This window comes from Corynebacterium intestinale, from assembly GCF_023574125.1.
Taxonomy (GTDB): domain Bacteria; phylum Actinomycetota; class Actinomycetes; order Mycobacteriales; family Mycobacteriaceae; genus Corynebacterium; species Corynebacterium hesseae.
This window is the reverse complement of sequence record NZ_JAMKFF010000001.1, coordinates 97,609-112,075: the sequence shown is the minus strand read 5'-3', so window position 1 is coordinate 112,075 and position 14,467 is coordinate 97,609. Positions and strand designations below refer to the sequence as shown.

The following is a 14,467-nucleotide window of genomic DNA, read 5'->3' as shown; positions in this document are numbered from 1 at the left end:
ACCTTTAGGTAGGTCACCATGAGCTCTCCCCTCACCGGCATTTCAGTCCTTTTCCTCGGAGGCATCGGCCCCGGTCCCTTCGCTGCGATGATGCTTGCGGACATGGGCGCTAGTGTTACCCGCGTGGTCCGCCCAGGTAATCCTCCCGCCGTGGTCCCGCACAGCATCCTCTACCGCGGGCAAGAGGTTCTGGAGGCGGACCTTAAGGACCCGGTGGACGTCGACAAGCTGCGCGAAACCTTGACCACAACGAACATCCTCATCGAAGGATTCCGCCCCGGCGTGGCTGAGCGCCTTGGTCTAGGCCCTAAGGAGGCGCAGGCGATCAACCCGGCGCTGGTCTACGGGCGCATCACCGGCTGGGGCCAATCCGGCCCGCTGGCCCACACCGCCGGCCACGACATCAACTACATCGCGGTCTCAGGTGCGCTGCACCCCATCGCAGGCAGCGACGGAGCACCCGTTCCGCCGGTCAACTTCCTCGGGGACTTCGGCGGCGGCTCGATGTATTTGGTAACAGGACTTCTCGCGGGCGTCCTGCAGGCGAAGAACACCGGCCGTGGTTGCGTGGTGGATGCCGCTATTGTCGACGGCGCGGCCAACCTCACCGCCATGCTGCATGCCTTCCGTGCCAAAGGCCAATGGCAGGAACGCGGGACAAACCTTCTAGACGGAGGTGCACCGTTTTATAGCGTCTACCGCACAGCTGATGAAAAGTGGATGGCCGCCGGTGCCATCGAGCCACAGTTTTATGCGCTCATGGTGGAAGGCCTTGGGCTTGAACAGGAACTAAGTGGCTACGAACAAAATGACCGCGACGCCTGGCCAACCATGAAGGAGATCATCGCGCAGCGCTTCGCGGAAAAGACACAAGCGGAATGGATCGATATCTTCCGCGGCAGCGATGCCTGTGTCACGGAGGTCGTCTCCCCCGAGGACGTTCTGGCGCACCCGCACCTTGCCGCGCGAGAAACCTATGTGGAAAGCGCGGGCCACACGGAGCCTAGCGCGGCCCCGCGCTTTCTCTAGCTCAGGCCGGGGATGAGCGCGTTGACGCCGAGCATCAACGCCAGCGTTGCCAGCGGAATGATGATGGTCACCACGGCAACATCCTTATAGGACAGTCGGTGCGTCATGCTGCAGACAATCAGCATGGTAAGCACCGCGCCGTTGTGCGGCATGGAATCGAAAGATACCGAGGCCATCGCGGTCACGCGGTGCATCAGCTCAAGGCTGATTCCCTGTGACGTCGCTAGCTGGGCGAGCTGATCACCCAGGGTCTGCATCGTGATAGACAGACCACCTGAGGAGGAGCCGGTGATGCCGGAGATGACGGCGGTGGACACTGTGGAAACCACCAAGGCGTTATCGGAGATTCCCATCATGTTGCTTTTGACCACGCTAAAGACAGCCAGTGCGGCAATCACCGCGCCATAGCCAACCTCCGAGGCGGTGGTGAGGCACGGAAGGATTGCGTTCTTGGCGCCATCGGAGAATTCCTTAATGGACTCGGCGGCGCGCTTGGGGAACATCGCCACGATGACGAACACCGCGCAGGCCAAAGCGACCGTCGGTGACCAGATGCCCAACAGCGCATCGAGGTTGGTCTCGCCGTATTTCTCTTCGGCTAAGTAGGAGGTGTCCAGCACTTTCGACACCCCGTAGACCATGGCGAAGTTGACCGCGATGACAACGGCGATGGGCACCAGACCCAGCAAACCCTGCACCTGGACAGAAGGCTCGGTTTCAGCCCTGGCGTGGGTGGCTACCCGGCCACCGGAGTTGGTGTCGAAGGATTCACCACCGATTTCTACACTTGCTTCTTCCCCGCTGTCGCCGATTCCCTCGGGTGTTTCGATGACCTTCCCGTCGGCATCGAGCGGCTCAAACGTCTCACCTTTCGCGCGGAGGGTTCGCACGCGGTATTCGAGCCAGGCGGTTCCCGCCGCCAGCATGAGGGCGGAAGAAATGAGGCCGAAGAGCGGCGCCGCATAGACGTTGGTTCCGAAGTAACTGGTGGGAATGGCATTGTGGATCTGCGGCGAACCGGGAAGCCCGGCCAGCGCGAAGGTGATGGTTCCCAAGGCAATCGCACCAGGCATGAGCCGTTTGGGGATCCCAGACTCCTTAAACAGAGCGGTCGCGATGGGCACGATGGTGAAAGCCACAACCCACGCGGACACACCGCCGTAGGTAAGCAATGCGGTGGCGACGACCGTCGAGAACATCGCTCGCTTAGGCCCAAACAACACGGTAATCCCGCGCGCTAGGTAGCGGGCCAGCCCTGTGGATGTCATTAGGTACCCAAAAATTGCCCCGAAGAGGAAGAGCGGGAAATACTTGGTCACGAAGTTTCCGGCTGCCGGCATAAAGATCTGGGTATAGGTGGCCAGGATAGGCTCGCCGGAAAAGAGCACCGCGATCAGCGCCGCGAAGGGAGCGACGACCACCACGGAGTGCCCGCGATAGGCCATCACGACGAGGAAAATCAGGGAGAGAATCACCCCGATGAATGAGATAACCATTGTTTCTACCTCACAGTCTTGGTCATCTGAGGCAAGAGGACGAATCGCCCTTCCTGCGCATGCGGCGCCGGTACCATGTCCTCTATGGAAGAGAAAGCAGCCTCGACGCGGGAGAGGATTCTCGAGTGCTCACGCGAGCTTTTCAGTGAGCGGTCCTTCTCCCAGGTGTCGATGAAGGACATCGCCGAAAAAGCGGAAGTGTCCGTCGCGCTGATCGTGAAGCACTTCCACAACAAGGAAGGGCTTTTTGAGGCAACGGTGGATTTCACCGCTTCCTCGGCGGCGCTCTTTGCCGGCCCTTTCAGCGAGCTAGGCCGCACCGCGGTGGTGGAGACCCTCACCGCGCCGCATAACGCCCCATACTCCATGGCCCGTACGATTTCGGTCGCAAGCGGGGACTATCAGACGCTCGGAGCCATTGGTAAGAGAATTAAATCCGACTTGCTGGAGGTCTTGGCCTCCCGGATTCGTGAGGAATCCGGACGCCAAACACCTTCGCCAGAGCTGCGAGCCCAATCCGCGCTGGCCCTGCTCATGGGCTTGTCCTTCATGCGGCGCTTCGGTGATACCGAGTTCGCGGCCTTCTCAACTGAGGAACTCATCGAGTACTATGCCCCGCTGCTGCAGGGCATCCTCGACGGGGACCAAACACCCTAGTTTTCAGGCGCTTCTAATCTTAGGATTCGCCCTTGGAACGGACCTCGGAGATGATGGCGGAGAAATCAAGTCCGCCATGGCCTTCATCCACGAAGGAGGCGTACTGCTCCTCCGCAATCCGGCCCAGGACGGTGTCGGTCTTGGTATCTTCGGCCGCGGCCATGGCCAGCTTGAGATCCTTAAGCATAAGGGCAGAGGCGAAGCCGGGTTTAAAGTCATTGTTGGCCGGCGAGCTCGGCACGATATCCGGGACTGGGGCGTTGACGGACAGCGACCACGAGTTTCCGGTGGCGTTGGAAACGACGTCGTAGAAGGCTTGGTGATCGAGCCCCAAGCGCTCGCCAAGGACGAGGGCTTCAGCCAACACAATTTGCTGGACCGCAAGGATCATGTTGTTACACGCCTTGACGGCCTGGCCGTTGCCGATGTCACCGCAGTGGGTCACGGACTTGCCCATGATGTCGAGCAGCGGCTTGACCTTCCCAAAGTCTTCGGCTGTGCCGCCGACCATGAAGGCAAGCGTTCCCGCGGCGGCACCGGCGATGCCACCGGAGACCGGTGCATCAAGGAAGGCGGAGCCTGCCTTGCTCACGGTGTCCGCGAGCTCGCGAGCTTCCGCGACCGCGATGGTGGAGACATCAACGTAGGTCTTCGCGTCGTCGTTTGCTGCGAGGACCGATTCGAGCACCTGCTTGACCAGCCCACCGTTAGGCAAGCTGGTAAACACTACCTCGGCGCCCTGCGCGGCTTCTTCCGCGGTTTCGATGATGGTGATCCCCTGCTCGGCGGCACGGTCCCGGGCTTCTTCCACGACATCGAAGCCACGAACCTCGTGCCCGGCTTTTGCCAGGTTGGCGGCCATCGGACCGCCCATATTGCCTAATCCAATAAAAGCGATAGTCGTCATTGCGTTCTCTCCTTACATGACCGGCATGGTGAACTGGGGACCTGCGGAGTCATCACTAGGCCAGCGCGAGGTGACGGTCTTAGTCTTGGTGTAGAAGCGGAAGGAATCCGGACCGTGCTGGTTGAGGTCGCCGAAACCAGAGGCCTTCCAGCCACCAAAGGTGTGGTAGGCAATCGGCACCGGAATCGGGACGTTGACGCCCACCATGCCAACCTGAACGTTCTTGCAGAAGTCGCGGGCCGCGCCACCGTTCTGGGTGAAGATGGCGACGCCGTTGCCGTACATATGGTCATTCGGGTAAGAAACAGCCTCTTCCAGAGTTTCGGCACGGACCATAACCAGCACGGGGCCGAAGATCTCCTCGCTGTAGATAGACATGTCTGCGGTGACGTTGTCGAAGAAGCTCGGACCGGAATAGAAGCCATCCGCGAGGGAATCCTCGTTGAAAGACTTGTCAGACATGTCCAACTCCCGGCCGTCGGTAAGCAGCGTTGCGCCTGCTTCCACGCCTTCGGCGATGAGTCGGTGGACACGGTCGCGCGCCTCCGCGGTGACCAATGGGCCATAGTCGGCCTCTGGGTCGAGGCAGTGTCCCACCTTGAGCTCCGGAATCTTTGCCAGGATGGCATCGCGCAGGCGGTCTGCCGTCTCCTTCCCCACCGGAACCACGACGGACAGTGCCATACAGCGCTCACCGGCGGAGCCGAAGGCAGCGCCCACGATGGCGTCGGCGGTGGCGTCGATGTCGGCGTCGGGAAGCACAATGGCGTGGTTCTTTGCGCCACCGAAGCACTGGGCGCGCTTGCCGGTGGCCGCACAGCGCTCGTAGATGTACTGCGCAATCGGCGTGGAACCAACGAAGCCCACAGCCTTGATCGTCTCGGAATCGAGGATGGCATCGACGGCCTCTTTGCCGCCGTGCACAACGTTGAGAACACCGGCGGGGCCGCCGGCCTCAATGAAGAGCTCCGCCAGGCGAACCGGCACGGAGGGGTCGCGCTCGGAGGGCTTAAGCACGAAGGCATTGCCCGCCGCCAGGGCCGGGCCGGCCTTCCACAACGGAATCATGGCCGGAAAATTGAATGGAGTGATTCCCGCTACCACGCCGAGCGGCTGGCGCAGCGAGTAGGTATCGATGCCGGTGCCAACCTCCGAGGAGTACTCGCCCTTGAGCTGGTGCGGCGCACCGAGGGCAAACTCCAGAACGTCGACGCCGCGCAGCACATCGCCCTTGGCATCCGGGAAAGTCTTGCCGTGCTCGAGGGAGAGCTGGGTGGCCAGCTCATCCATGTTGGCATGGATGAGGCGGATCCACTCCATGATGATGCGGATGCGCTTCTGCGGGTTCAGCGCCGCCCAACCCGGCTGGGCCTTAGCGGATTCCGCAATGACGCTGTCCACGTCGGCCTTGTTCGCCAAGGCCACCGCGGCCTGCTCCTTGCCGGTCGAAGGATTCAGCACAGGCTGGGTATTGCCCGATGTCCCTTCAAACGTTTCTCCATTGACGTAGTGATACACAGTGCGCATGGCGCGTCTCCTTCCTGGAACCTTCGGCTCCCTGTATGGCTTGGGTCACACACTAACGTTGGACAACAACCGCCCGCCATAGAAATTGAGATACAGAACACGATTCACCCCCTGCAGTGATTTGCCATACATGTAATGTCCAGCGCTTTTGTGAATACCCTCCCCAAGGCCCTGTGGGGTGAATGCCGTTCACCTGTCCTGAGCTCAACGTAGCGTTGGCTAAGGTGATGGCATGGACCACCTGGAGCAGCCCACGGCTACCGCGCACACCGGCCCCGAGCCGCAGAATTGGGAAGCCGATGTCATCCTCAACGACGGCGACATCGCCACGCTGCGCCCCATCACACCCGCCGACCGCGACGCCATCCGCGCCTTCTACGACCGCGTCTCGGATCAATCGAAGTACTTGCGCTTCTTCGGCACGCACCCCGCGCTGACCGACGATGACCTAGAACGCTGGCTCCACACGGATGGCTATGACAAAGTCACCCTCGTCATGGTGGAACGCGGCAACATCGTGGCCGTTGCCGGATACTCCATTGTCGAGCAGTTCCTGCCCGCGCGGGTGGGCGATGTCTCCTTCCTTGTCCAAGATTCCCACCACGGAAAAGGCGTGGCTAATATCCTGCTAGAGCACCTCGCAGAAATTGGACGCGAAGGAAAAGTGGAGCGCTTCTTCGCCGAGATGCTGACGCAGAACCGCAGGATGGTGCAGGTTTTCGTTCGCGCAGGGTATTCCGCGAAGCCGGAACTTGAGGATGGTTTCATCCGGGTGGATTTCCGAATAGCGCCGAATGAGAACTCCCGCGATGTCATGGAGCGCCGCGAGCTGCGTGCAGAAGCGAACTCGATCCACCGTTTGCTCAACCCACGCTCCGTGGCGGTGGTCGGAACGCTGTCCAGCAAGCAGCTAGCTAGCGCCAACTTCGCCGGTACATTACGCCACCTTCACGGCGTGGAGGAGCTCAACGCCCTCGATGAGCCGGTGGATCTCGTCGTCATCGAGTTCCAAGGCCACGGCGGCGCGGAAGCTATGCAGGCTGCTGCCGCTGCCGGTGCCAAAGGAGTAGTCCTCATCTCCCGCAGCCAAAACCCCAACCTCTCCCCCGACCAGGCTCGCGACATCGTGCTCGCGGCTAGGGACTACGGCCTGCGAGCCCTTGGCCCAGCTGCGCTAGGCCTGATCAACACAGACGCGGCAGTGCGGCTCAACGCCAGCCCAGCACCCATGCCGCGTGCGGGACAGGTGGGCCTGTTTACTCAGTCTGCGGGTGTGGCGACGCTAGCTCTGTCTCATGCACTGCAGCTCGGATGCGGCCTAAGCAATTTCATTGCCGCCGGTTCCTTCGCTGACGTCACAGGCAATGACGTCATGCAATTCTGGAGCCAAGATGAGAACACACGAATTTGTTTGCTCTCCCTCGACTCGATTGGTAACCCGCGCAAATTCTTCCGGGTGCTGCGCCGCCTAGCGCTGGACAAGCACGTCGTCGTGTTCTTGCCCTCTCGGGCTCTGAAGTCGGCCCGCCACTACGCGGTGGAGGGACTATCGGCGGCGAGCCCGGCTGCGCTCGACGAGATCATTCGCTGCACCGGGGCAATGGTGGTCACCCGCCGCGATGCCATGCTCGACATCGCCCAGCTCCTCGCGCGCCAACCCGTTCCGCAGGGCCGCCGCATCGCAGTGATGTCGAATTCCTCCGGCCTCACCGCGCAGATGGAACAGGCCGCCTGGCGCTTCGGGCTGCGCCCGCACGCCACCACCGTCGTCGATGACCCCGCCCCCGCCATCACGGAACTGGCCCGGCGCGCCCTAGAAGATCCGGGTATCGACGCGGTGCTGTGCGCCGTCGTGGAAGTTGGTGAGTTCATCCTCAAGGAGGCCTACGTAAATCTGTCCCAGTTGGCGGCAACGACGACGGATACCCCGCTCATCGCCAGCTTCGTGGGTTTTGATATCCCCGATTTCCGCACCTCCGAGGGGCCAGAGGCGCCCGGCCAGCTTCCCGTGTTTGGCACCTACGCCGACGCCATTGAGGCTCTGGCCACCATCATCGATAATGAACGCCGCCGCGCTCTAGCACGCCCCAATCCTTCCGATGAGTTCGCCAACAGCACGGGCCTTGCAGAAGCGCGCGGTGTGGTCGCGGAGGTTCTGACTGATTCCCCCACGGGACGCTGGGCCACCGACGAGGAGTGCGCGCGAATCCTTAGGGCTTATGGCATAGAGATCGTCCCTTGGGCCCCGGTGCGCACCCTCGACGAAGCCATCGCGGCCGGCCGCGATTATGGTTGGGATGTCGTCCTCAAGTGCAGCTCGCAGATGGTGCGGGGCCGTTCGGAGCTGCCCACCGTCGTGCGCAGCATCCATGACGAGGAATCCATGGTGCGCGCGTGGACTACCATCACCCAGCTCACGCGCGACCTCCACTTGGGCGAGGATCCGGCCATTCTCATCCCAGTCGTGCAACGCATGGTCACAGCCGGCGCCTCTCTCACTGTGCGCGCCATCGAAGATCCCGTTGTTGGGCCCATGATTTCCGCCGGTTTCTCCGGTCTACCCTCGGATCTTTTGGGAGACGTCGAGTGGCGCGTGCCCCCGCTTCGTCGCACCGATGCACTCGACATGCTCAGCTGCCTCAAGGCTTCTCCCCTTCTTGCTGGTTACCGCGGCACCAAGGCTGCCAAGCTGCACCGTGTCGAAGAGGTCATGATGCAGCTGGCACAGCTCAAGGACGACATCGCTGCACTCGTCGATATTGAGCTTTCCCCCGTCATCGCCGGGGTAGCGCACACTGTTGTGGTGGGGGCTCGAATGCGCATCGCACCGCTCGGTGATGTCCGCGATCCTCTCGCGAGGTCCTTGTCATGAACCAGACGAAGCCTCTTCTTTTTGCCTCCGAGGAGATGCACCGCTATTCGCTGGGCCCAGGGCATCCGATGGGGCCGGATCGAGTCGCCGCAGCACTGTCGCTGGCCAAACACTTCGGGGTGCTGGAAGAATTCGACATCGAATGTCCCGCCCCGTTGAATACCTCCCACTTGGAGCTCGTTCACAGTCCTGATTACATCGCCGCCACCCGCGCCGAGGTGCCTTCCGCTCACTTTGGCTTGGGCACTGAAGACAACCCGATTAGCCACGGCTTATCGACGGTCGCCGCGCGCATCGCCGGTGGCACCCTAGCGGCCGCGCGCGCTGTATGGGAGGGCCGCGCGCAGCGCGCCGTTAACCTTTCCGGCGGGTTGCACCACGCCTTCGCCGATTCCATGTCAGGGTTCTGCATGTACAACGATGCTGCGATTGCCATCCGTTGGCTTAAGGCAAATGGCGCCCAACGCGTGGTGTACTTGGACTTGGATGCCCACCACGGTGACGGCGTCGAAAAGATTTTTTGGAATGACCCCAACGTGCTCACCATCTCGGTACACGAATCGGGACTCTATCTCTTTCCTGGGACTGGCTATGCACACGAGATTGGTGGTCAAGGCGCGGAAGGGACCGCGGTTAACGTGGCTCTGCCCCGCGGGGTGAGTGACGAGGAGTGGCTGCAAGTCATCCACGCGGTCGTCCCACCGCTCCTCAAGAAATTCCGCCCCGACTTCATCATTTCCCAACACGGTGCGGACCCGCACCGCTCTGATCCCCTCGCGGATCTGGAACTCACCATCGACGCGATGGCGCGGGCTTATCGCTCAGTGGCGGTATGGGCGCAACAATTTGCGGGTGGGCGATGGGTCGCGCTTGGCGGCGGCGGATATCACGTCGACGCCGTTGCCCGCGCGTGGACCCAGGTGCTGGCCGCAGTCGCCGACGTTGAGCTCGCAGCTTCGGAACGAATGCCGAACGGCTGGGAGGGCTCATCAACCTTGGGTGATGAGGGCGCGTGCGCCTCCATTGGGGACTTCGATCCCACCAAGGTCATGGCGGAAAGGCCGCACGCAGCGCTGGTGCAGACTACGCGCGCAGTCTTTCCCTATTGGGGCCTGCCGGCTTATGGCTAGGCCCCGTATCGGAGGGGCGTCGACAATGCGCGCGTGATGGGTTTCTGAGGGTTGATTCTCGTGATGAGGCCCTTAGCGTGGCGGCATACGCAGCGCACCATCCAAGCGAATCGTTTCGCCATTGATATAGGGGTTCTCGGTAATGGACACAGCTAGGGCGGCGAATTCCTCCGGCTTTGCCAGCCTTGCGGGGAAAGGCACGGTGGCCTCGAGCTGTTCGCGGAACTCCGGAGTGATTTGTTCCATCATCGGGGTAGCTACGACGCCCGGCGCGATGGCATTGACACGGATTCCCAACGACGCGAGATCCCGTGCTCCGGTAATCGACAGGGCAGCCACCGCGCCCTTCGACGCCGCGTAGGCCGCCTGGCCAACCTGCCCTTCGAAGGCCGCGACGGAAGCGGTGTTGATGATGACTCCGCGCTGGCCGTCCTCGTCGAGTGGTTCTGCCTGGGCCATCGCCTCGGCGGCTGCGGTCATGACGTGGAAGGTCCCCATGAGGTTAACGTTGATCGTCTTAGAAAACAGCACCGGGTCGTGGGGGCCTTTTCGCCCGAAGATGCGTGCTGAAGGGCAGATGCCTGCGCAATTCACCGCCACACGCAAAGGCTTTTGCTCGGATGCGGCGAGAACCGCCTCGCGTACTGCGGCCGCATCGGTGACGTCGACTGCCGTGTAATTAATCCCGTTGTGTTTTTCCTCCGGGACGGACAGATCGAGCACGGTGACCGTGGCTCCGTGCTCCGCGAGTGCTGCGGCCGTTGCGGCCCCGAGGCCGGATGCACCGCCAGTAACGACGGCGGATGCTTCGTGCAGGTTCATGATGTTTTCTCCTTTAATCACCGTGGGATGTGGGGTTTGACAGGGCTGTTTAAACGAAAGCTGAAACGCCGGTGACAGCGCGGCCGACGATGAGCGAGTTGATGTCGTAGGTTCCCTCGTAGGTGAAGAGAATCTCGGCATCATCCATCATCTTCGACAAGTCGTATTCGGTCAGGATGCCGTTTCCTCCACCGATGTTGCGGCCCGCGGCAGCGGATTCGCGCGCCAGGCGGGTGGTAGTTGCCTTTGCCAAGGCGGCAAAGGGCATTTCCAGCTTTCCTTGTTCTTGAACCTCTGCCAGCTGCGCCATCATGGCGAGTGACGCGGTGGCGTTGCCGAGGATGCGGGAAAGCTGCTCCTGGACCAACTGGAATTTGGCGATTGGCCTGCCAAACTGCTGGCGCTTGACCGCGTACTCGCGGGCCTTGTCGAAGATGCCTAGTTGCAAACCGGCTCCCTGCCAGCCCACCCAGGCGCGCGAATAACACAGGAAGTCATTGACGTTGGCAAAGGATTCCGCGCCCGGAATCAGGTTCTCGTGTGGGATGAGGACGTTGTCGAACTTAAGGTCCGCATTCTGCATGATGCGCAGGCCCATCTTGCGCGAAATCTTGCTGCGCGTTACGCCCTCGCGGTCGAGTTCAACGATGAAGGCCTTAATCTCGTTGTCTGCTTTATCCCGTGCGAAGGTGATAGCAAAATCGGCGAAGGTGCCGGCCCCAATCCAACGTTTCGCTCCATTGATGAGCCAGCCTTCAGAGGTTCGCTCTGCTGTGGTGGCAAGGCCTCCGGCGATATCGGAGCCGTGCTCCGGTTCGGTTAACGCAAAGCAACCCACCTTGGTGAACTGGCGCAAACCTGCTAGCCAGGTGTCCTTTTGCTCTGGCGAGCCCAGCTTGTCGATAAGTCCGAGGACCAACTCGTTGTGAATGCCCACCAAGGCAGACAAGGACACGTCCGCGCGGGTTACTTCCGCGTACACCAGCCCGCGGTAAAGGCGCGAGGTATCCGTGAGTTCAATCTCGCCCAAACCCATCTCTGCCATACGGGGCAGAAGATCGAATGGCAGCTCCTCACGGTCCCAGTATTCGCCTACGACAGGGCGAATCTCCGTCTGCAAAAACTCGTGGATCTCTGCTAAACGCGCCTGTTCCTCTGGGACGAGACGATCTGCCACCGCGAAAATATCGGCGTGGGGGTACTTAATGTTCTCCAAGTGTTTCCCGCTGGGGTGTTGCGGACTAAGAATCGGCGGCATAGCTTTCTACCTTTCTAGCTGGGTTTTAAGGTCGCTGTATGGGCTTTCTCCAGTCCACATACAAGCTCTTGGACTCAAGTATCAATGGGCTCTTCACATTGAATGAGTACGAATATACATCTTTCCGTACTCTTGCGTGCCGTGTTCTATGATCGTTGTGCGCAACAGACTGGGGAGAACGCACAAAAATACCCCACATAGCCAGGACCGCCGAGAGGCAGAAAGACTCATGACCCAACCACTCACGCCACGACAACGCGAGCTGTTCAATGCCCTCTTGCAGGACTTTCTGGCCGAGGGCTTCGAATCCTTCACCATCGACGGCGCAACGAAGCGCTACCAATGCTCAAAATCGACCATGTACGCATTAGGCCCATCCAGAGACGCGATCATTCGCCGCGTACTGGTCAGCTTCTTCAAAGAAATCACCCGTCGCACCGCAGTCACCACAGCGCCCACATACGCCCAAGCTCTTGAGAAATACTTCTCCTCGATGACCATTGCCCTGGAACCCGCGAGCCCTGAGTTCATGCGCGACCTCGCCTCTGAACTCGCCGCTCAGGAGGTGTATAGCCTCAACACTAAGAGAGCTACCGAGACTATCCACAAGTTGCTCAGCCAGGGCGTCGAAGCTGGGGAATTCACCGCCGAGTACACCGACTTTGTCTCCCGCCTTATCCAGCGCTCAATGAGTGATATTCAGCAGGGTTTTTACTCAGACACCCTAGCCCCAGCAGAGGCCTACCACACCCTTGGCCAGCTCATTCTCCACGGAATTTCACCACGCTAACCTGCATCTTTCAAAGACAGTTCGGAAAATCTCTAGCCATTACTTCGAACTCGAAGTAAAGTAGGCTGCGACCCACGTCACAGAGACGAGCGGTTTGGGACACGGGCCATAGCCATTGCGCCGTCCTTCCCCATTTGAGCACGAGCTAGAGGAGAACCAATGACCACGGTGACCGAACAATTCCAAGCAGCCCGCGACCTGCTGGTTTCTTATCAGACTGATTATGAAGCAGCCCGCAGCAACTTCGAGTGGCCGCGCTTCGAGCACTTCAACTTCGCACTTGATTGGTTCGATCACCTCGCCACTGCGGAGGATTCAAAGAACCGCGAGGCTCTCGTCATCTGTGAGACAGATGGCAGCAGCACCCGCCGTACCTTTGCTGAGATGTCAGCCCGCTCGGCACAATTGGCTAACTGGCTGGAGGCCCAGGGGGTCCAGCGCGGCGATCGCGTCATGCTCATGCTCAACAATCAAGTAGAGCTGTGGGAGTGCATGCTGGCTTGCATCAAGGCAGGCTTCGTTCTTAACCCGGCGACTGCAATGCTTGGCGCGGCTGATCTGCAGGACCGCACTGACCGAGCCAATATTTCCTGGGTTGTGGCCAATGCCGAGGACGCCGCCAAATTCCAAGACGTCAGCGGTGACTTCACCCTGATCCAGGTCGGTGATGAACCAGATGCACAGACAGCGCACCCCACCCTGCGCTATTCGGATTCTTTTACTGGCTCGGAAGAGTACACGCCGAAGCAGGAAACCAAGGCTGATGAGACTCTCCTGCTGTATTTCACCTCTGGCACTACGTCGAAGGCGAAGCTCGTCGAGCACACTCACACGTCCTATCCAGTGGGTCACCTGACCACGATGTACTGGATTGGCTTGGCGCCTGGCGACGTCCACCTCAACGTTGCCGCTCCCGGCTGGGCCAAGCACGCATGGTCGAACTTCTTCGCGCCGTGGATCGCCGGGGCCACCATCTTCCTTTACAACTATGCGCGCTTCGACGCCGCTGCGCTCATGGACAAGATGGAAGAAGAAGGCGTCACCAGCTTCTGCGCGCCGCCAACGGTCTGGCGCATGCTCGTCCAAGCAGACCTGGGCCGTATGAAGACGCCACCGAAAAAGCTGGTTGCGGCTGGCGAGCCGCTCAACCCCGAGCTCATCAGCACCATTGCCAAGGCCTGGAACACAAATGTTCGCGATGGCTTCGGACAGACAGAGACGACGCTGCAAATTGCCAATACCCCAGAGCAAAAGGTGAAGCCAGGCTCGATGGGGCGTCCGCTGCCAGGCTGGGAAGTTGTGCTCAAGGATCCCGCTACTGATGAAATTGGGGATACCGGAGAAATCTGCTTGAAGCTCGACCCCCGCCCAGTCGGCCTGACTGTGGGTTATTTCAATGATCCAGACAAGAACGCGGAAGTTTTCCGCGATGGTTACTACCACACGGGAGACACCGCGGAGCGCGATGAGGACGGCTACATTTTCTACATTGGCCGCGCCGACGATGTCTTCAAGGCCTCCGACTATCGCCTATCCCCTTTCGAACTCGAATCCGTCGTCATTGAACACCCGGCAGTTGCCGAGGTAGCGGTGGTACCCTCCCCGGATCCCATCCGCCTCGCCGTGCCAAAGGCCTACGTCGCTCTCGCCGGCGGCTACGAGCCGACGGCGGAGACCGCCGAATCCATCCTTAAGCACTGCCGCGATGGGTTGGCACCCTACAAGCGCATCCGCCGCCTCGAGTTCTATGAACTTCCGAAGACCGTCTCCGGCAAAATCCGCCGTGTAGATCTGCGCAAGCGCGAAAACGAGATCCACTCCGCTGACGGCGGCGAGACGAAGGCATCGACGGAATACGCGGATTCCGACTTTCCAGCTCTAAAGGGTTAACCCCACCGCCCTTCAGCAACGCAGGCCCCAGCCCACTGCTGGGGCTTTCGCATCTGCGATGCGTGTGGTCGGGTACTTAGAACAGCGAA

The 14,467-nt window shown here is 60.6% G+C and carries 11 protein-coding genes; 6 read left to right on the top strand and 5 right to left on the bottom strand.

The features are described 5' to 3' along the window. Window positions 1-18: 18 nt before the first annotated feature. Window positions 19-1,029: a CaiB/BaiF CoA transferase family protein gene (locus tag M5J06_RS00535; protein ID WP_070565788.1), complete on the top strand. Its 1,011-nt coding sequence runs from the start codon at window positions 19-21 to the stop codon at window positions 1,027-1,029. Here M5J06_RS00535 and M5J06_RS00530 read toward each other — a convergent pair. After that, entirely contained in the window at window positions 1,026-2,525 is a 1,500-nt protein-coding gene (locus tag M5J06_RS00530; protein WP_250223698.1) for a GntP family permease, read from the bottom strand. The genes M5J06_RS00535 and M5J06_RS00530 overlap by 4 nt on opposite strands. Window positions 2,526-2,600: 75 nt before the next feature. On the opposite strand from M5J06_RS00530, the gene M5J06_RS00525 reads away from it, so the two are divergent. Further along, window positions 2,601-3,182 carry a TetR/AcrR family transcriptional regulator gene (locus M5J06_RS00525; protein ID WP_250223697.1) on the top strand — a complete coding sequence of 194 codons (582 nt, stop codon included), beginning with the start codon at window positions 2,601-2,603 and terminating at the stop codon, window positions 3,180-3,182. Window positions 3,183-3,201: 19 nt separating this feature from the next. Here M5J06_RS00525 and mmsB read toward each other — a convergent pair whose 3' ends face one another. Continuing rightward, complete coding sequence (gene mmsB / locus M5J06_RS00520; protein WP_250223696.1) at window positions 3,202-4,089, bottom strand: 3-hydroxyisobutyrate dehydrogenase; 888 nt, start codon at window positions 4,087-4,089, stop codon at window positions 3,202-3,204. Between the two features lie 12 nt (window positions 4,090-4,101). Further along, window positions 4,102-5,616 carry a CoA-acylating methylmalonate-semialdehyde dehydrogenase gene (locus M5J06_RS00515; RefSeq protein WP_250223695.1) on the bottom strand — a complete coding sequence of 505 codons (1,515 nt, stop codon included), beginning with the start codon at window positions 5,614-5,616 and terminating at the stop codon, window positions 4,102-4,104. A 232-nt stretch (window positions 5,617-5,848) separates the two neighbouring features. Between M5J06_RS00515 and M5J06_RS00510 the strand changes: the two genes are divergently transcribed. After that, on the top strand, window positions 5,849-8,488 hold the full coding sequence (locus M5J06_RS00510) for a GNAT family N-acetyltransferase (protein WP_250223694.1): 2,640 nt from the start codon (window positions 5,849-5,851) through the stop codon (window positions 8,486-8,488). Beyond that, window positions 8,485-9,618, top strand: a complete 1,134-nt coding sequence (locus M5J06_RS00505) for an acetoin utilization protein AcuC (RefSeq protein WP_250223693.1) — start codon at window positions 8,485-8,487, stop codon at window positions 9,616-9,618. The genes M5J06_RS00510 and M5J06_RS00505 overlap by 4 nt, the downstream gene beginning before the upstream one ends. 72 nt (window positions 9,619-9,690) lie before the next feature. Here the strand turns inward: M5J06_RS00505 and M5J06_RS00500 are convergent, their stop codons facing one another. Beyond that, window positions 9,691-10,440: an SDR family NAD(P)-dependent oxidoreductase gene (locus M5J06_RS00500; protein ID WP_250223692.1), complete on the bottom strand. Its 750-nt coding sequence runs from the start codon at window positions 10,438-10,440 to the stop codon at window positions 9,691-9,693. Window positions 10,441-10,489: 49 nt separating this feature from the next. After that, the gene (locus M5J06_RS00495; protein ID WP_250223691.1) at window positions 10,490-11,698 is read right to left on the bottom strand and encodes an acyl-CoA dehydrogenase family protein; all 1,209 of its coding nucleotides are present in this window, start codon (window positions 11,696-11,698) and stop codon (window positions 10,490-10,492) included. Window positions 11,699-11,927: 229 nt separating this feature from the next. Between M5J06_RS00495 and M5J06_RS00490 the strand changes: the two genes are divergently transcribed. Further along, window positions 11,928-12,488, top strand: coding sequence for a TetR/AcrR family transcriptional regulator (locus tag M5J06_RS00490; RefSeq protein ID WP_250223690.1), 561 nt, complete (start codon window positions 11,928-11,930; stop codon window positions 12,486-12,488). Window positions 12,489-12,647: 159 nt separating this feature from the next. Beyond that, complete coding sequence (locus tag M5J06_RS00485; protein ID WP_250223689.1) at window positions 12,648-14,378, top strand: AMP-binding protein; 1,731 nt, start codon at window positions 12,648-12,650, stop codon at window positions 14,376-14,378. Window positions 14,379-14,467: the final 89 nt, after the last annotated feature.